17 protein-coding genes are annotated in these 21812 nt (G+C 68.3%); 8 read left to right on the top strand and 9 right to left on the bottom strand.

Going from position 1 to position 21812, the window contains the following annotated elements; translation table 11 throughout:
• Positions 1 to 35: 35 nt before the first annotated feature.
• From AB0F43_RS05285 to AB0F43_RS05255, 7 genes are all read right to left on the bottom strand, one after another.
• Positions 36 to 887, bottom strand: a complete 852-nt coding sequence (locus AB0F43_RS05285; RefSeq protein WP_360470904.1) for a carbohydrate ABC transporter permease — start codon at positions 885 to 887, stop codon at positions 36 to 38.
• Positions 884 to 1828 (bottom strand): sugar ABC transporter permease, encoded by a 945-nt coding sequence (locus AB0F43_RS05280; RefSeq protein ID WP_360470901.1) that lies wholly within the window; start codon positions 1826 to 1828, stop codon positions 884 to 886. Before AB0F43_RS05280 ends, AB0F43_RS05285 begins: the two co-directional genes overlap by 4 nt.
• On the bottom strand, positions 1825 to 3204 hold the full coding sequence (locus tag AB0F43_RS05275) for a sugar ABC transporter substrate-binding protein (protein WP_360470898.1): 1380 nt from the start codon (positions 3202 to 3204) through the stop codon (positions 1825 to 1827). The genes AB0F43_RS05280 and AB0F43_RS05275 overlap by 4 nt, the downstream gene beginning before the upstream one ends.
• Positions 3205 to 3313: 109 nt before the next feature.
• The gene (locus tag AB0F43_RS05270) at positions 3314 to 4378 is read right to left on the bottom strand and encodes a LacI family DNA-binding transcriptional regulator (protein ID WP_360470896.1); all 1065 of its coding nucleotides are present in this window, start codon (positions 4376 to 4378) and stop codon (positions 3314 to 3316) included.
• A gap of 117 nt (positions 4379 to 4495) precedes the next feature.
• Positions 4496 to 4954: a YbhB/YbcL family Raf kinase inhibitor-like protein gene (locus AB0F43_RS05265; protein WP_360470893.1), complete on the bottom strand. Its 459-nt coding sequence runs from the start codon at positions 4952 to 4954 to the stop codon at positions 4496 to 4498.
• A 122-nt stretch (positions 4955 to 5076) separates the two neighbouring features.
• A complete protein-coding gene (locus tag AB0F43_RS05260; RefSeq protein ID WP_360470892.1) occupies positions 5077 to 6369 on the bottom strand; it encodes a phosphodiester glycosidase family protein in 1293 nt (430 codons plus the stop codon).
• Positions 6370 to 7330: 961 nt separating this feature from the next.
• Complete coding sequence (locus AB0F43_RS05255; RefSeq protein WP_360470890.1) at positions 7331 to 9487, bottom strand: DUF222 domain-containing protein; 2157 nt, start codon at positions 9485 to 9487, stop codon at positions 7331 to 7333.
• Between the two features lie 229 nt (positions 9488 to 9716).
• On the opposite strand from AB0F43_RS05255, the gene AB0F43_RS05250 reads away from it, so the two are divergent.
• Complete coding sequence (locus AB0F43_RS05250) at positions 9717 to 10643, top strand: AEC family transporter (protein WP_360470887.1); 927 nt, start codon at positions 9717 to 9719, stop codon at positions 10641 to 10643.
• 6 nt (positions 10644 to 10649) lie between these two features.
• Here AB0F43_RS05250 and AB0F43_RS05245 read toward each other — a convergent pair whose 3' ends face one another.
• Positions 10650 to 12086, bottom strand: coding sequence for a hypothetical protein (locus AB0F43_RS05245; protein WP_360470885.1), 1437 nt, complete (start codon positions 12084 to 12086; stop codon positions 10650 to 10652).
• A 143-nt stretch (positions 12087 to 12229) separates the two neighbouring features.
• Positions 12230 to 14770 carry a valine--tRNA ligase gene (valS, locus tag AB0F43_RS05240; protein WP_360470883.1) on the bottom strand — a complete coding sequence of 847 codons (2541 nt, stop codon included), beginning with the start codon at positions 14768 to 14770 and terminating at the stop codon, positions 12230 to 12232.
• 74 nt (positions 14771 to 14844) lie between these two features.
• On the opposite strand from valS, the gene AB0F43_RS05235 reads away from it, so the two are divergent.
• From AB0F43_RS05235 to mrdA, 7 genes are all read left to right on the top strand, one after another.
• Positions 14845 to 16224 (top strand): folylpolyglutamate synthase/dihydrofolate synthase family protein, encoded by a 1380-nt coding sequence (locus tag AB0F43_RS05235; RefSeq protein ID WP_360470880.1) that lies wholly within the window; start codon positions 14845 to 14847, stop codon positions 16222 to 16224.
• Positions 16221 to 16547, top strand: coding sequence for a DUF4233 domain-containing protein (locus AB0F43_RS05230; RefSeq protein WP_360470877.1), 327 nt, complete (start codon positions 16221 to 16223; stop codon positions 16545 to 16547). Before AB0F43_RS05235 ends, AB0F43_RS05230 begins: the two co-directional genes overlap by 4 nt.
• Positions 16548 to 16587: 40 nt before the next feature.
• Positions 16588 to 16998: a nucleoside-diphosphate kinase gene (ndk, locus tag AB0F43_RS05225; protein WP_360470875.1), complete on the top strand. Its 411-nt coding sequence runs from the start codon at positions 16588 to 16590 to the stop codon at positions 16996 to 16998.
• Between the two features lie 163 nt (positions 16999 to 17161).
• A complete protein-coding gene (locus tag AB0F43_RS05220) occupies positions 17162 to 18187 on the top strand; it encodes a rod shape-determining protein (RefSeq protein WP_360470872.1) in 1026 nt (341 codons plus the stop codon).
• A gap of 3 nt (positions 18188 to 18190) precedes the next feature.
• Positions 18191 to 19144, top strand: coding sequence for a rod shape-determining protein MreC (mreC, locus tag AB0F43_RS05215; RefSeq protein ID WP_360470870.1), 954 nt, complete (start codon positions 18191 to 18193; stop codon positions 19142 to 19144).
• A 1-nt stretch (position 19145) separates the two neighbouring features.
• On the top strand, positions 19146 to 19679 hold the full coding sequence (mreD, locus tag AB0F43_RS05210) for a rod shape-determining protein MreD (RefSeq protein WP_360470867.1): 534 nt from the start codon (positions 19146 to 19148) through the stop codon (positions 19677 to 19679).
• 76 nt (positions 19680 to 19755) lie between these two features.
• Positions 19756 to 21810 carry a penicillin-binding protein 2 gene (gene mrdA, locus AB0F43_RS05205; RefSeq protein ID WP_360470864.1) on the top strand — a complete coding sequence of 685 codons (2055 nt, stop codon included), beginning with the start codon at positions 19756 to 19758 and terminating at the stop codon, positions 21808 to 21810.
• Positions 21811 to 21812 lie beyond the last annotated feature (2 nt).

Here is a 21812-nt window from a genome sequence, read left to right as displayed (position 1 = left end):
CTCCAATGGTAGAAAGCCAAATCAAACAAGCACTGTCAGCCCTTGACGCTGCCGGTGGACAGGCCGGACTGCCAGTACCGCTGCAGCAGCAGGAACGCCGCGATCAGCGGGATGATCGAGAGGAAGGACCCGGTGATCACCAACGACAGCACGGCACCGGTCGTGCCGCCACCGGCGCTGGCCTGCGACGACCATTGGGCCAGCCCCACGGTGATCGGGTACAGATCGGGATTGTTGAGCATGATGAGCGGCAGGAAATAGTTGTTCCAGGTCGTGACCAGCGTGAACAGCACCACGGTGACGATGCCTGGGGCAAGCATCCGAAGTGCGACCTGGAAGAAGATCCTGAACTCGCCCGCGCCGTCGATCCGGGCGGCCTCGATGATCCCGTCCGGAACCGCGTCCTGTGCATAGATGCGCATCAGGTACAGGCCGAACGGGCTGACGAGCGACGGCAGGATGATCGCCCAGGGCGTGTTGACGAGCCCGGCCTTGCTGAACAACAAGTACGTCGGGATCGCGAGTGCTGTGGTCGGCACCATGATCGCTCCGAGCACCAGCCCGAACATCGACCCGTTCCCCCGGAACCGGTACTTGGCGAAGCCGTAACCGCCGAGCGCGCAGAGGAACGCCGCCCCGCCCGCGCTGACGACCGCGTAGAAGACGGTGTTGCCCATCCAGCGCGAGAACACCCATCCGCCGTTGGTCACGGTCTCGCGGATGTTGGACAGCAGCGAGAAGTCGTCGGCGAACCACAGCCCGAAGCTCGAGAACAGGTCGCCCACCGTTTTCGTCGAGGCCACGAACAGCCAGAACAACGGCAGCAGGAAGTAGATGAGCAGTGCCAGCATGCCGAGGGTGAGTACGTTGCTGCGTCGTTCTCTCATGACCGGCTCCTCATCGCCGTGATGAGCAGGACGGCGTACGACGCGATGACGATGACCGCGCCGAGGGAGAACGACACCGCCGCGCCGTAGTTCACCTCCTGGCCGGTGAAGGCCTGCGTGTAGGCGTAGACGTTCGGTGTGTAGCCGCTGTCAATGACGCTCGGCGCCAGCGCTCGCATAAGCCAGGGCTCGTTGAACAGCTGGAAGCTGCCGATCACCGAGAAGATGAGGCACACCAGCAGCGCCGGCCGCAACGCCGGGATCTTGATGCTCCACGCCGTACGGATCGCGCCCGCTCCGTCGACCGCCGCGGCCTCGTACAGATCATGCGGCACCGCCCGGAGTGCGGCGTACAGGATGATCATGTTGTAGCCGGTGAACTCCCAGGTGACGATGTTCGCCAACGACCCGAGCATCCAGTCACTGCTGAGGAACTTCGGTTCAGCCAGCCCGAGCCTGTCGGCCACCTGGGCGAACGGCCCGAAGTCCGGGCCGTACAGGTAACCCCACATCAGCGTAGCGACCACGCTCGGCACGGCGTACGGCAGGAAGATGCCCAGCCGAAAGGCCTTCGCCATCCGCAGCAGGCCGCTGTCGATGGCCAGCGCCGCCAGCAACGCGATCACGAGCATGATCGGAACCTGGATCAGGAAGAACAGCGCGACCCGGCCCACGCCTTCCAACAACCGCGGATCGGTCAGTGCGCGGGTGTAGTTGTCCAGCCCGGCGAACACCGTGCCACCGATCAACCGCTCCCGGAACAGGCTGAGGTACGCCGCGTAGACCAGCGGAAGGACCAGCATGGCGAGGAACACCAGCATGAACGGCGCCACGAAGAGGTAGCCGGTGGGGGCGTGGCTCACACCACGCCTCCGCCGACGGACCTCACTGCGGCTCGGCGCTCGCGCGTCGAGCCGCCGATCGGTTGTGTTGATGCTCATTGGTCGACCTTGAAGCCCTGGTTCTGTGCGTACTTCGTGGTCCGGTCCTGCCACTGGTCGAGCGCCGCGCCTGTATCGCTCTTGTTTGCGAACGACTTCCCGACGGTCTCGCCCCAGTCGGTGAAGGCCTGGTCCAGGAACGGCGGCCACTGGAACTTCGTGTCCACCGTGTCGCTGATCCCGGCGAACAGCTTGTTCACCGGCTGACCGCCGTAGAAGGGCAGCGGCCGGTCGACGAAGGACGTGTCGGCCAGCAGGGCCTTCGTCACGGGGAACAGGAACTGCTCGGTGGCGAACATCTTCGTCGACTCGGGATCGGTGTTGATGAATTCGGCCAGCTTCGCGGCGGCGATCGGGTTCTTCGTCCCCTGCACCACTGCGGTCGTCGAACCGCCCCAGTTACCGGAGACGCTCTTGCCGGCGTCCCATTGGGGGAGCGGTGCCGCGCGCCACTTGCCACTGGTCGCCTTCGCGCTGCCTTCCAGGAAGACCGGGCCCCAGGCTGCGGTGAGCCAGGTGGCGTACTTGCCCCGGTTCAGCGCCTGGTACCAGGCGTCGTTGAAGTCAGCATCGGCCGAGACGACGCCTTCCTTGATCAGGCCGCCCCAGTAGTCGGCGAGCTTCTTGGACCCCTCGTCGTTCAGATTGACCTTGACCGAGTCGGCGGTGGGGTTCTCGAACGGCTTGACCCCGGCCTGCCAGAGCAGGCCGAACCACACCCCGGCCTGGCTCTGCGCGAGGTTCGTCATGAAGACCTTCGGGTCCGCGGAATGCAGCTTGCGGGACGCCGCGGCGAACTCGTCCCAGGTCTTCGGTACGGCGATGCCGTGCTTGTCGAAGATGTCCTTGCGGTACAGCATGCCCATCGGTCCGCTGTCCTGCGGTACGGCCCAGACCTCGCCGCCGGAGCCGACGACCTGCTGCCAGGTCCACTCGACGAACTGGTCCTTCAGCGCCTCGGCACCATACGGACGAAGATCCACCAGGCTCTTCGTCAGCGAGAAGGTGGGGATGTACTGGAACTCGATCTGGGCCGCGTCGGGTGCGCCGGTGCCGGCCTTCAGGGCCGTGCGCAGCTTGGTGTACTGCGGCGTGCCCTGGCCGGCGTTGACCACCTTCACCTTGATGGCCGGGTACTTCTTCTGGAACAGGGCGACTTCCTTCTGGATGTTCGGCACCCAGGTCCAGAACGTCAGCTCGGTGGGCGTGGACATGGCCTTGTCGATGTCGGCCTGGCTGACGGTCTGGGCCGGCCCGGCCTCACCGTCGCCGTCGTCGCCACCGCCGCAGGCGGCCAGGGCGAGACTGCCGGAGAGGACGAGCGCCGTGGCGAGCGCAGCCCGCCGGCGCAGAGGTGTGCGTTGGAAACGGAACACGTGGAACAACTCCTTGGATGGGGGCAGGCATCGCCCTGGACGCGGCGTTGGCCGGCGAGTGAGGGACCGCCCGGACAGACCGGGGCGGACGTGGGTTGGAGCGCGGCGTTCAGCCGTGGTCGCGGCTCCGCCGGCGCCGAGTCGCGGTGGAGTGACGGATGACCAGCCGGAGCGGTGGTGGCTCCGGCGCGGGGGAGCGGTCGCCGGTGGGCGACTCGATCTCCGTGACCAGATTCGCGATCCCGCGCGCGACGTGCTCGTCGAAGTCCTGCGGGATCGTGGTGAGTGGCGGGGTCAGGAACGCGGCGGACGGTATGTCGTCGAAGCCGACGACGCTGACCTCGTCGGGGACGGTTCGACCGGCCTCGGCGAGCGCGCGCAGCACCCCGATGGCCATGTCGTCGTTGGCGACGAAGATCGCGGTGACCTCGTCGTTCGCGCCCAGTTCCCGGCCGGCCTCGTAACCCGACGCCGGTAGCCAGTCGCCTTCCAGCACAGGCGGTTCCGGGGCACCGGCAGCGGCCAGCGCGTTCCGCCAGCCGTCGAGCCGTTCCCGGGCCGCCCACCAGCGCTGCGGCCCGGCGACGTGCCAGACGGTCTTGTGGCCGAGACCGAGCAGGTGCTCGGTCGCGAGGCGGCCGGCGCTGGTGTTGTCGCCGCCGGTGAAGAGCATGGATGGCGCGCTCAGGCCGGGGAATCGCCCGAAGCTGAGCACCGGGATGTCGAGGTCGATCGGCTGGTCGTCACCTTCGTCGATCGGCTCGGACAGGATGATGCCGTCCACACCCTGCTCGAGCAGGTGCTCGACGGCACCGCTGACGCCGCCGGTGTCGCCTTCGAGGGTGTTGACGATGCTCAGCGAGTAGCCGGTACTGCGCAGCGTGCGCTCGATCGCGACCAGTTGGGTCGACGGCCCGAAGAGCGCCGTACCGAGACAGACCACCCCGATCCGCTGGGTCCGGCCCGAGTTGAGCGCCCGGGCGGCGTTGTTGCGGCGGTAGCCGAGTTCACGCATGGCGGCCTGGACGCGGAGGCGGACCTCCTCCTTCACGTACGGCTCACCGTTCAGGACCCGCGAGACGGTCTTCTGCGAGACGCCCGCGAGCCGGGCGACGTCTGTGCTGCCCGGACGGCGGGCGCGACCGCCGTCGGATGCCGGTTTCGCCTCGGTCATGGGCCCTCACCTTATGCCGGACAGTCGTTCTGACTGCGTAGTCAGAATGTGTCTACGTAGTCAGGAACGTCAATCCCCAGTTACGGGACTGTGACTTCACGGGCCTTCACCGGGCCTTCAACGGGAGTAGAGGCCGGTGAGTCGGCCGCGGGCGAGAGCTCTGTCGTCGATCGCGCTGAGAGCTTCGTCGAGCTCGACGCCGTCGGGCAGGCCGGTGGCCTCGGACAGGGCGTAGACGGTGAAGCGGTAGTGGTGCGTGCCGCTCGGCGGGCAGGGCCCGAAGTACTTGGGCCTGCCCGCCGAGTTCTTCGCCTGCTTGGCTGCGCCGGTCGGCAGTCGCGCTTCGTCGAGTGCGGTGGTCGTCGGCTCCAGGTCGAACACGACCCAGTGCGTGAAGGTCCCGCGCGGCGCGTCCGGATCGTCGACGACGAGTGCGAGTGAACCGGCGTCCGGCGGGACGCCTTTCCAGGCCAGCGGCGGGGACACGTCGTCCCCGTCGCAGGTGTACTTCGTCGGGATCCTCCCGCCGTCCTGGAACGCTCTGCTCGTCACCGAGATGCTGCTGGGTGCGGTCATGGCCGGCTCCTTCCCCGACTCCGGCTGCGCGCCGCCGCATCCGGCCACCCCCAGGCCGGTCACGAACAGAGGCAGCAACCGCAGTCGCACCCCTTCAGAGTCGCACGACCGCCGGCCAGTGGTTAACGGCCCGGCACGAACACGATCGCGTCGCCGACCGCCCGCTCGGCCCCTCCGGCTCCACTCGGGCGGTTCACCAGCGTTCCGTCGCCCAGCGCCATCGCGGTCGAGCCGCCGCCGTCCAGGTTGATCGCGTCGTGCATCCCGAGCGCGTCCGCGACCGCGGCCGTCTCGTCCATCGTCGTACCGACACTGGTCGTCTGCCGTCCGTCGATCGTCACCAGCAGGATCTTGCCGTCACGCGTCGTGCCGGCGATCGTGCGCGGGTTGCGGGCGAAGAAGCTGCCGGTTCCGTCCGGTACGACGATCTCGCCGCCGGCCGTCAGCTGATAGCGGCCGGTCACGCCGTACAGGCCGTCGCGCAGCGGCACCTTCCTGCCGCCCTGGTCGGACACATCGAGGTCCTTGGTCAGGCATCCGTTGGCGGTGGTGGCGAGCAGTGCGGCCGAGTCCTTGCCGGTGGCCTGCAGGGAGGCCTGGCCGTTGCTGAGAGCCGTTCCGCGGGTTGCCGACGTCTTGACGACGCAACCGCGCCGGTCGAGGACGACCTCGACGCCGTGGCCGGCCGGGGTCGCGGCGGCGAATTCAGGCGTGAACAGTACGACGTCACCCGGCTCGGTGCAGGTCGTCTGGTCGGGCAGCGTGGTGCAAGCAGCCGGGATCACCGGCGGGTGGTTGACGAACTCCAGCGGCAGCTCCGCACCGGTCGTGCGGTTGCGGACCTCGCCCGACCAGCGCAGGTGACCGGTCAGAACTTTGTTGCTGTGGGCATCGATCAGAAGGTTGGCCTCGGCCGGGTCGATCAGCGGCTCGCTCAGCAGCTTGCCGTCGAAGATGCCCAGGCCGACCGAGTCGCCGGGGTACTGCGGGTTGGCCGTGAACGTGAAGAAGGACGCGTTCACGCCGGCCAGCGCACCGGACGACCGGACCAGGTCCGAGGTCTTCTCCACCTTCGCCAGGTCCGGCCCGTACGTCGCCTTCAGCCTGCCCTTGGACGTGGCCGGGTCGATGGTGAGCACGTTGACGACCCACGGGCCGCGCGTCGTGGTGTTGATCTGGTCGGGCGGCGCGGGCTCGGTACCGCGCACGATCCGGGTCAGCGTCACGCCGTCGGCCAGCGGCTGGCTGGTCCGCGTCTCGGCCAGGTCCTGGTCGCCGAGCGGCAGCGTTGCGCTGGTCGCTTCGGAGGTCCTGCTGTCGGCGTACGCCGTGGGTACGACGCTGAGTGTGGCCACGGTCGCGAGCACGGAAGCTGCGGTCACCGCGGCGCGGGGGAGTCGCGCGAAGGTTGTCATGCCGGCCATCCTGTTCGTCGCTGGTGGAATCTTTCCGATCGAGCCGCTGACTCGTCAGCATCTGACAGGTTACGGTTTCGTGCCGGTGCGGGGGAGATCTCGCCAAGGGGCCTGATGTCGCCGAGGTCCATTGACTGAGTCGCCACCAGCACTAGGCCCTGCTCCGAGCGCTGGACACCCAACCCTGCATTCCCATGAATCCGTCGCACCGTCTCTGGCAGCGGCCGGGTAGCAGGCAGCAGGCAGCGGTCGTCGAGGCTGCGGTCGTTCCATCCGGCGGACGTGGGGGCGCGCGACGAGCAGTCGGCGGCGTGCAGACGGGCATCGGCGCCGGCAGCGAGTGGCGAGCGGGAGCAACGGCGGCAGGTAGAAAGCTGCGGGGAGCCTGCGGTGGGTGGGTCGTAGGCCGGCAGGTACGGGGCAGGAATGCGTGTGGCGGCCGGGCGTGAGTCGGCAGGTACGGAGCAGGGATGCGTGTGGCGGGCGGGCGTGAGTCGGCAGGTACGGAGGCAGCGGGGGAGCGTGCGCCAGTCGGCGCATCACCGGGTGTGGCGGTAGGCAACGGTCAGCGGGCGGTGGGGTGGTTCACGGGCGGACGGCCGCAGGCGTAGGGGATGCGCGGCAAGCGAGTGGCGAGCGGGCGTAAGGCGGCTGGTAGGGAGCAGCGGGGAGCGCGTGGCAGTCGGCGCATCCGCCAGGTGTGGCGGGTAGGCAGCGGTCAGCCGCGGTGGGGTGGGTAACGGGCAGGCGGCCGCAGGCGTGGGTGATGCGCGGCAAGCGGGTGCCAGCAGGCAAGGGCTGGAGGCAGCAGGCTGTGTGCGGCTGCCGGGAGGCAGGCGGGTGAGGGCGATGACCGCGCGCGCTGCTCGGGCGTGGCAGGGTCGAAGTCGGGCGCAATGGTGTGCCTACTGCGGCCACGGGGCGGTGCCTACTGCACTGTGCTGCATCCGGTTGGCGCGGTTCAGAAGGGTGGTGGCTGGGCGTCGGTCGGGCGCCGAGGGGTGGGTAGTGGCGGCTTGGTCGAGTCGTGGGCGATCGGGCCACGGGCGGGTGGAACGGTGGTGTAGCGGTGTCCTGTCGGGGTGGTGAGGGTGATGGAGCCATCGGGGTGGCTGGTGGTGTTCCAGCCCCAGGCGGGCGTGTCTTTGATGACGTGGTGGTACTCGCAGTACGGCGCCAGCCCGGCAAGGCTGGTGGTGCCGGTCTGGGCGAACGGAGTGGTGTGGTCGCGGTCGCACTCGCGGGAAATGCGATTGCAGCCAGGCCATGCGCAGACCGGATGGCGAGCGAGCAGGGTTTCGGTGATGAGGGCACCGGGGTCGTGGCGCGTGGTGGACGCTTCGAGGACGGCACCGTTGACCGGGTCAGTGAGGAGTCGCCGCCAGGTGCCGTCGGCGGCGATGCGGCGGGCCATCTCGGCGGGGATGGGGCCATAGCCGGACAGTTCTGCTGGTTCGTCGTCGAGACCGAGCAGCGTGTGGGCCGGGACAACGACCTCGATGTGGGGGCGGCGGCGGTGCTGGTCGGGGAGTCTGCGGCCGAGCCAGTCCAGGCCGTTGTGCAGGATGTGTTCGAACAGCTCGGCCGTCACGTCGGCACGGCGTTGTTCGGCTGACCGCGCGTCTTTCATCGCACCCTCAGCCTTCATCGCACCATCAGCCTTCATCGCACCATCAACCGAGACTGGAGCGGTGGCGGGATGATCGCCGGTGCGCCTTGGATCCGGCCTGGCATCGCTATCTGTCTTGGTGCGATCAGCACTTCCAGGCGCCGCAGTTGGTGTGGGGTCGGTGGGCGCCGTGGCCGGTTCGGTGTCTGCGGGTGGCGCGGCTCGTGTGCTGTGCTGGTGCGGCGTAGTAGGAGCACCGCACGTGCTGGCATCGGGTGTGCTGACATCGGGTGTGCTGGCACCCAGCGTGCGGGCGTCGGGTGTGCTGGGCCTGGGCGCGCCGGCGTCGGGTGTGTTCCTGTCTGAGGTGTTGTGGAAGCGGGGTGGGGTGGCCGCGTCGGGGGCGGTGGCGGGGGTCGTCGGGGTGTCGCGTTTGGCGAGTGTGGCCATGGCTTGGATGGTGACCCACATCTGCTGGATCTTGTCGGCGGTGTGGACGATCCACAGGCCGGCCATACCGTCGGCGAGGGGGACGATCTTGCAGGTGCGTTCGGTGACGGACTTGCGGTGGTTGTCGGCGGCTTCTCGGGTGGTGCGTTTGGCAACTTGGGTGCGCAGCGATCTCAGTAGGTTGGCGTGGGTCTGTGAGCTCGCGCGCTTGAGGACATGGGCTTCGACGGCTTGTGCGGCGTTGTCGGGCAGGGCTGCGGTGGCTTCGGAGATGGCCAGGGCCTTGCCCCAGCTGAGTGCGCCGCATCTCAACGCGGTGTGGGTCGCGGATAGCGGGCCGGCCAGGCGCAGCGCGGTGTCGACGCGGCGGCCGATGGTGTCTCTCGACAGGCAGAGGGCCAGGGCAATCTCGGCATACCAGGAACGTTCGGGGTCGATCGGGCGGCCGGTAGTGTCGAGTTGGGTCGGTCGGGGCGTCGCGACGTGTTCGGCCTGGCGCTGCCGGTAGAACGACGCCATCGCAGTGGATCTGATCGATTCGGCCCACCCGGACAATCTTGTCGCGGCTTTCATCAATTCGATCAGGGCGATCGGCGACATGGCCTGCGGGCGTGTCTTCTCCAGCGCGGTCGCGAGGTCACCGCCGGGCGGCAGGAAGACCCAGGCGGGGGCGTCGCGGCGCAGCATCTCCCGTTCGGCGTCGTCTTGGTCGACGCCGTTCCACAGTTCCCACTCCACCGCGTCGACCTGCGAAAACCGGTTCCGGCCTAGGAGTGCGTCCAGCTCGGCGTCCCACAGGTCCTCGTCGCTGATCATTCTCGGGCCGCCCGGGACATCGGCGTCCGCGAGGAGGTAGAGATCGTCCGGCACCCAGACCTCGTCGGGTGGAAGGGGAGTCCGGGCGTGGTCGGGTGGGCGGGGAGAGTGGGCGTGGTCGGGCGGGAGGGGCGTATCGGAGTAGTGGGGCGGGGAGAGGACGACGCGGGTTGTGGCATGCGCGGCTGTGTCGGCGAGGACCGAGGTGTCGCCGCCGGGTTCAGGGATCAGCGTCTCTCTCATGCACTTATATTAGAACAAGTGTTCGAGTCGATCAAGCTGGTGACCAGGGATTGTGGGCATGAATCCCTACAGTGGTGGGGTTTTCGTATTCAGTTGCCATAGGCAACCTGTCGTCCAGTCTGTCGGATCGGCGTGTGTCTGTCCGGTGTCTGAACGGTCAGCCGTTGCTGAGAAAAGGGTTTCGTATAGGATCGCGGCCGTGTCTACGTCGCTGAGTGCCTGATCGGCTGTGTCAGCCGTCGTCGGTGCCTTCGTCGCGCTCGTCTCCGTCGCCGTCCTCGGATACGTCGTCGGCTTGCTCGGCGTACTGCGGGCACAGGACGAGTTGGTGCTGTCGCGGCTGGCGTTCTACGTTGCGACGCCGGCGCTGCTGTTCGCCACCGTCGCGCGGGCGGATCTGCACTCCATCTTCTCGGCGGTGCTCGTCACGAACGTGATCAGCCTGTTCGTGGTGCAGGTGGTTTTTGTCGTGGTGGCCGCGTTGATCTGGCGACGTACCCGGTCCCAGACGACGATCGGCGTACTGGCTTCGTCGTACGTGAACGCCGGCAACCTGGGTGTGCCAGTGGCGGCGTACGTGCTCGGCGATGGTGCGTTGGTCGCGCCGATCGTGTTGTTCCAGTTGCTGGTGATGGCGCCGGTGGCGTTCGCCGTACTCGACGGAGACCGGCAGGGGTCTGGGCGGCGGGTGTCGTTGCGGACCGTGCTGGCGCGGCCGCTGCGGAATCCGCTGACGGTGGCGTCGTTGCTCGGCCTGCTGGTCGCATCACTTGATGTGCAGCTGCCGTCTGTGGTGATGCGGCCGATCGACCTCCTCGCGGCGGCCGCTGTCCCAGTCGGCCTGATCGCCTACGGACTCAGCTTGAGTGGTGGTACTCGCGACTCGATCACGTTGCGGCGAGACGTCGTACTGGCCGTCCTACTCAAGACCGCCCTACAACCTGTCATCGCGTATGTCGTGGCCCGCTGGGTCCTGGACCTCCACGGAACCGCACTCCTGGCGCCGACGCTGCTGGCGGCGCTTCCCTCCGCTCAGAACGTCTACGTCTACGCGGTCCACTACCGTGCGAGCCGGACCCTGGCGCGGAGCGCCGTACTGCTCAGCACACTGCTGTCCATCCCGGTGATGACCGCCATCACCGGTCTGCTGGCCTAGGCCTAGTCACTTCATCGCGTTGAAAGCTTCCTCGGCAACAGGGGCTACCTGGTCGACGCTGACGCCCTCATTGGCGGACTGCGCGATCACGGTCAGTGTGTTCGAGCCGCGGTAGCACTGGGTCGGCAGCCCTTCGGTCTCAACGCAGGTGGATTGGCCGAGCTTCTTGATCTGCTCGGGTGACGCACCGGAGTCCGCCACGGTCCTGTCGATGTCGACCTTTCCGCGCAGCGCGATCAGCATGAACAGGCGGTCGCCCTCGAGACTCCCGTACGCCTCGACCATGACCTCTTTGCCGTCGTTGATCCGGCTCAGCCTCTCCCGGGTCTGATCCACTTGCAGCTTCTGACGAATCTCCTGATCGGTGATCCGGTCGAGTCCGGCCAGCTTCGCCGGCGGCGTGATCCCTCGCTCCGCGTTCAACCTGTTCATCGGCCCCAGACCCCACACATAGCCGAGCACAGCCAGCACCACCAGCACAACGACAGCCCCACCCACCGACACCCAAGGCCCCCGCCGCAACCACCCAAACCGCGACTTCGTCCCCCCACCCGCCGACTTACCATCAGTCGTCGTCGCAGCCTTCTCCTTACCGTCACCCGCCGCCGCAGCTCCGGGCTTACCGTCGCCCGCCGCCGCAGCTCCGGGCTTACCGTCGCCCGTCGTCGCAGCCGCCGACTTGCCGTCAGCTGCCTTTGCGGTCTCCGGCTTACCGTCAGCCTTCTCCCCAGCCCCCGGCTTACCGTCAGCTGTCGTCTCATCCGGACTCTTGTTCCCGCCCTCCCCGGCGGACCCGACGTTTGCTCCCTCGGCCGGCTTGTCCACGGAGCCAGCCCCGTCGACTACCTTCCCGAGCTCGACAGTGTCATCCGCACTGCCGTCGCTGCCATCCCCCCACTCACCGCCAGCCGCCTCGCCACCAGCCTCACCAGCAGAACTAGCCACCCCGCCGCCCGCAGCTTTCTCCGTGGCGGTGTCACCCGCAGGCTTCTCCGTGGCGGTGCCGCCCGCAGGCTTCTCCGCAACGCCCGCTTCCTCCGTGCCCTCTCCGGCAGCATCCCGCCCGCTCGCCCCGGCCGAGCCACCCCCGGCGGCCTTGTCCTCCGCTGGCGTGCTCGCGGAGCTCGCCGCTGCGTCGCCAGCTGCAGACTTCTTCGCGGCACGTCCAGCCGCGGGCTTCTTCCGGCCGCTCGTACTGCCGACATCCTGAGCGCTGTCCCCGGGCAGCCCAGTTGCCGCCGTGGCGGTGCCGTCCGCGGGAGTGGTGTCGCCGGAGGACGCACCGCCGACCGGGGTGTTGCCAGGTGCTGAGGTGGGGGAGGGAGGGGTGGTACCGGAGGTAGCGCCGTCGGCTGCCGAGCCCTTGGGTGAAGTGGTGCCGGGGGCGGGGGCGGGGGTGGTGGGAGCCTCGGTGGGGCGGTCCGGGGTGGTGGGGTCGCTCATGCGGGCTCCTCGGGCCTGTGCGGTCGCGTGGTTCGTCCCGATGGTTCCACATCGGGAAAGCCGTTCCGCAGCGTAGTCGTTCAAACTGAAACGGTAGCGCCCGCCTCCTCGGAAGGAGACGGGCGCCAGGCCGACCGCGAACCTCAGAGGGTCGCGACGACGGTGACCGTGTCGGCGTCGTCCGGGCTCCAGACGATCTCGCCGGTGATCCGGCCGGCCGCGCGCAGGTCGGGCTCGGCCCGCTCTGCCAGGCTCAGCCGGGCCGCCGGTCCGCTGACCTCGACCTTGCTGACCTCGGTCTTCATCGAGACCTGCGCCTCCGACTTCGCCCCGCGGATCCCCGCGAGCACCTCGGCAACCGCGTCCAGCACCTCCGGCTCCTGGGCCGCGACCGCGAGGTCGACATCAGGCTCCGGCCACCGGGTCTGGTGGATCGAACCCTCCTGCCACCACGACCACACTTCCTCTGTCGCAAATGGCAGGTACGGCGCGAGCAACCGCAACTGGACCGACAACGCGACAGCCAGCGCAGCCTTGGCCGACGACGCGGCCGCCTCACCCTGCCCGCCGTACGCGCGCTCCTTCACCAGCTCCACGTAGTCGTCGCAGAAGGTCCAGAAGAACCGCTCGCTGACCTCGAGGGCACCGGTGTAGTCGTACCGGTCGAAGGCCGTCGTGGCGTCCGCGACCACGGACCGCAGCCGCTGCAGCATCGCCAGGTCGACCGGCTCGGTGACGGCCGAGGCGTCAACCGTCGTCGCCCCGAACCCGAGGACGAACTTCGACGCGTTCAGGACCTTGATCGCCAGCCGCCGGCCGACCTTCATCTGCGACTCGTCGAATGGCGAGTCCAGCCCCGGACGGGCCATCGCCGCCCGCCACCGGACCGCGTCCGAGCCGAACTTGGTCAGGATCTCGTCCGGGATGATCGCGTTGCCCTTGGACTTGGAGAGCTTCTTGCGGTCCGGGTCGACGACGAACCCGGAGATCATCGAGCGCGCCCACGGGAGCGTGCCGTTCTCGAAGTGGGCCCGGACGACGCGGGAGAACAACCAGGTCCGGATGATCTCGTGCGCGTGCGTGTTCAGGTCCATCGGGAAGGTCCGGGCGAACAGGTCCGGGTCCCGCTCCCAGCCGCAGACGATGTGCGGGGTGAGCGACGAGGTCGCCCAGGTGTCCATCACATCGGGGTCGGCCTCGAAGCCACCCGGCTTGCCGCGCTGTGACTCGTCGTACCCGCGCGGTGCCTGTGAGGTCGGGTCGATCGGCAGCTCGGCCTCGCTCGGCATCAGCGGGTGGTCGTAATCCGGCTCGCCGTCGGCGTCGATCGGGTACCAGACCGGGAACGGCACGCCGAAGAACCGCTGGCGGGAGATCAGCCAGTCGCCGTTCAGTCCCTCGACCCAGTTCAGGTACCGGTGCCGCATGTGCTCGGGGACCCAGGCCAGCTCGTTGCCCCGGTCAACGAACTCGGCCTTCAGCTCGGCGTCCCGGCCGCCGTTCCTGATGTACCACTGCCGGGTCGAGACGATCTCGAGCGGCTTGTCGCCCTTCTCGTAGAAGTTCGCCATCCGCTTGGTCGGCGTCGGCTCGCCGTCCAGGTCGCCGCTCTCGCGCAGCTTCGCGACGATTAGCTCGCGGGCGCTGAACACAGTCTTCCCGGCCAGCTCGTCGTAGAGCTCCGAGCCTTCCAGCCAGGCCGGAGTGTCGCGCAGCAGCCGCCCGTCGCGGCCGATGACGGTCCGGACCGGCAGTTGCAGCTCGCGCCACCATTGGACGTCGGTGAGGTCACCGAACGTGCAGCACATCGCGATCCCCGCGCCCTTGTCCGGCTCGGCCGCCTCGTGCGCGAGGACCGGGATCTCGACGTCGAACAGCGGCGTGCGGACCGTCGTACCGAACAGGTGCTTGTAGCGGTCGTCGGACGGGTGGGCGATCAGCGCGACACAGGCCGGGATCAGCTCGGGCCGGGTGGTCTCGATGTAAATCGGTCCGTCGGCGCCGTGGAACGCGATCCGGTGGAAGGCGCCCGGGTAGTCGCGCGCCTCCAGCTCGGCCTGGGCGACCGCGGTCTGGAACGTGACGTCCCACATCGTCGGCGCCTCGGCCAGGTACGCCTCGCCGCGGGCGAAGTTGCGCAGGAAGGCGCGCTGCGACGTACGGCGGGAGTCCTCGGAGATCGTGGTGTAGAGGTACGACCAGTCGACGCTCAGGCCGACCCGCCGCCACATCGCCTCGAACGCCTGCTCGTCGATATGGGTCAGCTCACCGCACAGCTCGACGAAGTTCTGCCGCGAGATCGGGACCTGCTTCTTCGGGTCCGGCTTGGCCGGCGGGGTGAACTCCGGGTCGTACGGCAGGGTCGGGTCGCACTTGACGCCGTAGTAGTTCTGCACCCGGCGCTCGGTGGGCAGGCCGTTGTCGTCCCAGCCGATCGGGTAGAAGACCTTCTTCCCCCGCATCCGCTGGTAGCGCGCGACCAGGTCGGTGTGGGTGTAACTGAAGATGTGCCCGACGTGCAGCGATCCGGAGACGGTCGGCGGCGGCGTGTCGATGGAGTACACCTCGGCCCGCTCGGCCGTCCGATCGAAGGCGTAGGTCTGCTGCTCCCTCCATACCGCAGCCCACTTCTCCTCGAGACCTTCGAGGCTGGGCTTGTCTGGAACACGGGACGTCTGGCTCATGCGCACAATCGTAGTGGTTGTCAAGGGGTGCTTCCGACCGGTTATCCACACCCCATCTCTAGACTGGCGTTCTGATGAGCGACCTCTCCTATGCCGAGGTATCGGCGAAGCTCCAGCAGCGCTGGCCGGAGCACAAGATCGAACCCACGCTGGACCGGGTCCGGCGGCTCGTCGAGCTGCTCGGCGATCCGCAGAAGACGTACCCCGTCGTACACCTGACCGGGACCAACGGCAAGACCTCCACCGCGCGGATGGTCGACGCTCTGGTCCGCGAGGCCGGGCTGCGTACCGGCCGGTTCACCAGCCCGCACCTGGAGTCGGTCCGGGAGCGGATCACGCTGGACGGCGAACCGATCAGCGAGCAGCGTTTCGTCGACACGTACGCCGAGATCGCGCCGTACCTGGACGTGGTCGACGCCGAGCAGGAGCACCCGCTGTCGTTCTTCGAGGTGATGACCGCGATGGCCTTCGCCGTCTTCGCGGACGCACCGGTCGACGTGGCGATCGTCGAGGTCGGACTCGGCGGCACCTGGGACTCCACCAACGTCGCGGACGGGACGGTCTCGGTGGTCACCCCGGTGGCGGTCGACCACGCGCACATCCTCGGCTCGGATCCGGTCACCATCGCCAAGGACAAGTCCGGCATCATCAAGCCGGGCGGTACGACGGTGATGGCGCAGCAGAGCCTGGACGTCTTCGAGGTCCTGCTCCGCAAGGCCGCCGAGGTCGGCTCCCAGGTCGCCCGCGAGGGGATCGAGTTCGGCATCGTCAGCCGGTCGGTCGCGGTCGGCGGCCAGCTGATCTCGATCAAGGGCCTGGGCGGCGAGTACGACGACATCTTCCTGCCGCTGCACGGTGAGTACCAGGCCCACAACGCGGCCACCGCGGTCGCGGCCGTGGAAGCGCTCTTCGGCGCCAGCGCGCAGACCGAGGGCCGGGTCACCACCGAGCTCGTCCAGGCCGGTTTCGCCGAGGTGACCAGCCCGGGCCGGATGGAGGTCGTCCGCACCAGCCCGACGATCATCGTCGACGCCGCGCACAACCCGCACGGCGCCGAGGCGACCGCGGCCACCGTCTCCGAGGCGTTCGCGTTCCAGCCGCTGATCGGCGTCCTCGGGTGTATGAAGGACAAGGACGTGTACGGCGTCCTGGAGGCGTACGAGCCGATCATGGAAACGGTCGTGTGCACCCGGAACAGTTTCGTCGACCGGTCGATGCCGGCCGAGGAGCTGGGCGAGCTCGCGGCCGAGGTGTTCGGCGAGGACCGGGTCCTGGTCCGGCCGCACCTGATCGACGCGATCGACGACGCGATCCGGCTGGCCGAGGAGAACGCGATCGCGCTGGGGACCGGCGGCGTACTGATCACCGGGTCGGTCGTCACCGCCGGTGAGGCCCGCGCCCTGCTGGTCCGGAAACCGAAGAAGACTGACAGCAAGCCGGGTGACGAGCAATGAGGTCACTCGCGTCGATCGTGCTCGGTTTCGAGTCGCTGGTGCTCGCTCTGGTGACGCCGGTGATGATCTCGATCGCCGACGTCCGGCCCGCGATCGCACTGCCGGTCTGCCTCGGGCTGGCCGCGCTGGCCCTGGTTGCGACCGCGCTGCTGCGGAGTCAGGTCGGGTATGCCCTCGGGTGGGTGGTCCAGGTCGGTGCGGTCGGCCTCGGGTTCGTGGTCACGGTGATGTTCGTGCTCGGGCTGGCCTTCGCCGGCTGCTGGGTGGCGGCCATCGTTCTCGGCCGCCGGATCGAGGAAGCGAAGCGGGCGCACACCGGTTAGGCTCAGCGCGCCCGACCTATTTCGAGAAAGAGTCTGACTGATGTCGCAGCGCACCCTGGTCCTGCTGAAGCCCGACACGGTACGCCGTGGCCTGGTCGGGGAGGTTCTCGGCCGGTTCGAGGCCAAGGGGCTCCGGATCGTGGCGATGGACCTGCGCACGATCGACGGCGACCTGGCCGACCAGCACTACGCGGAGCACGTCGAGAAGGCGTTCTATCCGCCGCTGCGCGAGTTCGTCACCAGCGGGCCGCTGGTGGCGATGGTCCTCGAGGGTGACGAGGCGGTAGAGGTCGTCCGCGCCCTGAACGGCGCCACTGACGGCCGCAAGGCCGCCCCCGGCACCATCCGCGGCGACCTGTCGCTGTCCAACCGGGAGAACCTCGTGCACGGCTCCGACTCGCCTGAGTCGGCCGAGCGCGAGATCAAGATCTGGTTCCCCGATCTGCCCTGATGGGGTGCTCCGGCGCGTTCAGCCCGGCCATTTCGGTGGGTGTCCGGTCGGATACGATGTGTACGCGGTGGACCTGGTGATCCGGACCCGGGCCCGTGTCGATGCGTCGGCGACGTCGGTCGCGCGCTTAGCCTGAGAACCGGATCGAGCAGGAGGCGCCTCCATGGCGAACAGCATGCTCGGCCGCGACATGGCGGTCGACCTCGGTACGGCGAACACCCTCGTCTACGTGCGCGGCCGCGGCGTGGTCCTGAACGAGCCGTCGGTGGTGGCGACGCGGACCGACGAACCGCGGGAGGCAGTCGCCTTCGGGCACGAGGCGAAGAAGATGATCGGCCGGACCCCCGGCAACATCACCGCGATCCGCCCGCTCAAGGACGGCGTGATCGCCGACTTCGACGCCGCCGAGCAGATGCTGCGCTACTTCATCCAGCGGGTGCACCGCCGCCGGTACTTCGCCAAGCCGCGGATCGTGGTCTGCGTACCGTCCGGGATCACCGCGGTCGAGCAGCGCGCGGTCCGCGACGCCGGGTACATGGCCGGCGCGCGCAAGGTCTACATCATCGAGGAGCCGATGGCCGCGGCGCTCGGCTCCAACCTCGAGGTCCGCGACGCCACCGGCAACATGGTCGTCGACATCGGCGGTGGCACCACGGAGGTCGCGGTCATCTCGTTCGGCGGCATCGTCACCAGCCAGTCGATCCGGGTCGCCGGCGATGCCATCGACAAGGCGGTGGTGAACTACTGCAAGAAGGAGTACTCGCTGCTGCTCGGCGAGGCCACCTCCGAGCAGATCAAGATGACCATCGGGTCGGCGTTCCCGACCACCGACGGGCCGGAGAGCGAGATCCGCGGCCGGGACATGGTGTCGGGGCTGCCGCGCACCGTGAAGGTGTCCTCGGCGAGCATCCGGCAGGCGATCGAGGAGCCGATCACCGCGATCGTCGACGCGGTCAAGGCAACCCTGGACAAGACTCCGCCGGAGCTGGCCGGCGACATCGTCGACCGCGGCATCGTGCTGACCGGCGGCGGTGCGCTGCTGAAGGGGATGGACGAGCGGCTGCGGCACGAGACCGGCATCCCGATCCATGTCGCGGAGAACCCGCTGGACGCCGTCGTCCTCGGCGCCGGCAAGTGTGTCGACAACATCGAGACCCTGAACCGTATCCTCGTCACCGACCGGCGCTGACCCATGCTCAAAGACCTCGGCACGCCGGCGCGAGGCCTGGTCCGTTCGGCCGGGATGCCGCGCGAGATCCGGCGCCGCCGGACCGTGCTGGTCCTGATCGTGCTGGCCTGTTTCACCCTGATCGTGCTCGACGCCCGCCGCTCGGCCGGCTCGCCGGTGGATCCGCTGCGGCACGCGGCGGCGAGTGTGTTCGGTCCGCTCGAGTCGACCGCCAGCTCGGCCCGGCAGCCTGTGGACAACCTCCGCGACCGGTTCGCGGAAATGGATAGGTTGAAAGCCGAGAACGAAAAACTGAAGAGTGAGAACGAGAAGCTCCACCAGGATCTGAACACCACCGACTACGCCCGCAACCGGGCGGCCGAGCTGGATCGGCTGCTCAAACTCGCGCCGGCGTACGCGATGACCCCTGCCCGGGTGATCGGGATCGGCAGTGCGCAGAGCTTCAACCACACGGTCACCATCGACGCCGGTACGGCGGACGGCGTGCACGTCGACATGACCGTGCTGAACGGGGACGGCCTGGTCGGCCGGGTGGTCCGCACCACCCACGCGACCGCGACCGTGCTGCTGATCGGCGACCGCAACTCGACCGTCGGCGGCCGGCTGAACGCCTCGATGGCGCTCGGCTTCGTCTCCGGCCGGGGCGAGGTGAACGGCACGCTCGACTACAAACTGGTCGATCTCAAGGCCAGGCCGAAGGTCGGGGACCGGATCGTCACCTGGGGCTCGAGCGGCAACGCGCCGTACGTGCCCGGGGTGCCGATCGGCGTGGTCACCTCGGTCACGCCGAACCAGGGAGCTCTCGGGTCCACGGCGACCATCAAGCCGTACGTCGATCCGACCCGGATCGACACCGTCGGCGTGGTGACCGGTCCACCGGCCCGGACACCGCGTACACAGCTCAAACCACAGACGACCGTCACCGAAGGCAGTGCCGATTCAGGAGGGGGGAACTGACGTGATCGCTCTACGCATCGGGTTGGCGGCCCTGTTCCTGATGGTCGCTGTCACCGTGCAGACGTCCTTGCTGTCGAACATCGCGGTCGCCGGGGTCACCTGTGACCTGGTGCTGATCGTGGTCATCGCGCTGGCCTTGTCCCGCGGACCGGAGTGGGGTGCGATCACCGGATTCACGGGTGGCCTGCTGCTCGACGTCGTGCCGCCGGCCGATCACACCGCCGGTCGCTGGGCGCTCGCGCTCGCCATCGCCGGCTACGTCGCCGGGTTGATCCGGCGGGAGACGTCAGCGGGTCCGGTGGGGCCGTTGATCGTGGCCGCCACGGTCGTTCTCGGGACCACGCTGTCCCTCTTCATCTACAGCGCCACCGGATCTCTGCTGCACGACCCGTCGGTCGACTGGGGTGAGTTCGGCGTTCGCCTGGGCATCGCCGCCGGGTACGACGTCGTCGCCGCGATCGTGGTGATCCCGCTGGTCATGTGGATCATGGGCCGAGCCGTAGCCCGTCGAGAACGCCGCCGGGTGTTGCCATGAACGAGCGAAGCGAGTTCATCAGCAAGCACAGCGCGTCTCGTGCCTCATCCGCGCCCGGAGCGAAGCGAGGACGTGGATGAGCTTCGACGGTTTCGAAGCGCCACTCAAGGCTCGCCTGCGGTTGTTGGTGATCGGGGTGCTTGTCTTCTCGTTGTTCTGCACGTTGTTCGCACGGCTCTGGTACATGCAGGTGATGTCCAACGATGACTACACCCAGGCCGCGACGCAGCAGCACACGCGGCAGGTGCTGGTGCCGGCGCCGCGTGGCACGATCGTCGACTCGAAGGGCCGCACCCTGGTCGGCAATCGGGTGTCGCTGGTCATCACGGTCGACCGCTCGGTGCTGGCGAAGCTGCCGGACAGCCAGCAGAACGTGGTGATCGCCCGGCTGGCGAAAGTGCTCGGCCAGAAGCCGAAGGACCTCAAGGCCCGCACGATGCTCTGCGGTGAGCCCGGCGCCTCGAAACCACCGGCCTGCTGGAACGGTACGCCGTACCAGCCGATCCCGGTGGCGAAGGACGTCAGCGCGCAGGTCGCGATCGAGGTGATGGAACGCCGTGAGGACTTCCCCGGCGTCGCCGCCGAGTCGCAGACCCTGCGCGCGTATCCCTCGCCGTACAAGGTGAACGCGGCACACATTCTCGGCTACCTGTCACCGATCACGACCGAAGAGCTCGATGACATGGAGAAGGCCGGTCAGGACTCGGTGCCGCATCGCTCCGACCTGGTAGGCCGAGCCGGCGTGGAGCGCACGTACGACAAGCTGTTGCGCGGCGCTCCAGGGGTCAAGGACGTCATCGTCGACGCGGTCGGTTACACCACCGGCGTCCAGAAGCAGACCGCGCCGGTGCCCGGGGCCACGCTGGTCACCACGATCGACGCGCGGATCCAGGCCTCGGTCGAGGCGCAACTGCGCAACGCGATCCTGACCGCGCGGAAGCAGTACGACAAGATCACCAAGCGCAAGTACGTCGCCGACTCCGGTGCCGCGGTGGTGATGGACACCAAGACCGGCCGGATCGTCGCGATGGCCAGCTACCCGACGTACGACCCGGGTGTCTGGGTCGGCGGTATCACCCAGCGCGAGCTCGATGCGCTGTACTCGACCAGGTCCGGCACCCCGCTGGTCTCCCGCGCCCTCCAGGGCCAGCTGGCTCCTGGATCGACGTTCAAGCCGATCACCACCGCGGCCGCGCTGAGCGCCGGCTACAGCACCAAGACCCGGCTGGACTGCTCGTCGTCCTTCGAGGTCGGCAACCGCCGGTTCAAGAACTACGAGTCCGCGTCGTACGGGATGATCGGCTTCGACCAGGCGCTGTCGTTGTCCTGTGACACCTTCTTCTACCGGATCGCGTACGCGCTCTGGCTGAAGGAAGGCGGCAACTCCGGCGACGTCACCACCCGGGACCCGCTGGTCGAGATGGCGCAGAAGTTCGGCCTCGGCAAGCCGACCGGGGTCGACCTGCCCGGTGAGGTCAGCGGCCGGATCGCGGATCGCAAGTGGAAGAAGGAGTACTACGACTCCCAGAAGGACTACTACTGCAAGCTCGCGGACAACCCGCCGCCCGGGACGTCGGCGTTCCTGAAGCAGTTCTCCCGCGAGTTCTGCGCCGACGGGTACCGGTACCGCGCGGGTGACGCGGTGAACTTCGCCATCGGCCAGGGCGACACCACGGTGACCCCGCTGCAACTGGCGACGGTGTACTCGGCGCTGTCGAACGGCGGCACGCTGTACGAGCCGCGCGTCGTCCAGTCCTGGGTCGGCGCCAACGGCAAGCCGCACGAGATCAAGCCGAAGCCCAAGGCGAAGCTGCCGGTCTCGTCGGCGAACCTTCGCTACATCGACCGGGCCCTGAAGGAGACGGTCAAGACCGGTACGGCGGCCTGGAAGTTCAACGGGTTCCCGGTCGACCAGGTGCAGATCCGGGCCAAGACCGGTACGGCGGAGGTGTACGGCAAACAGACCACCTCGTGGCTGGCGTCGTACACGGATCGCTATGCCGTTGTGATGATGATCAGCCAGGCCGGCACCGGTTCGGGCGCCGGTGGCGAGGCGGTCCGGAAGATCTACGAGACGCTCTACAACATCCAGCCGACGCCGGCCGAGCAGCAGAAGAAGCCGACCCCATGAGG

It is taken from the genome of Kribbella sp. NPDC023972 (assembly GCF_040639075.1).
Taxonomy (GTDB): domain Bacteria; phylum Actinomycetota; class Actinomycetes; order Propionibacteriales; family Kribbellaceae; genus Kribbella.
Note: the sequence above shows the minus strand (reverse complement) of the source record. Positions and strands in the feature narration are given on the sequence as shown.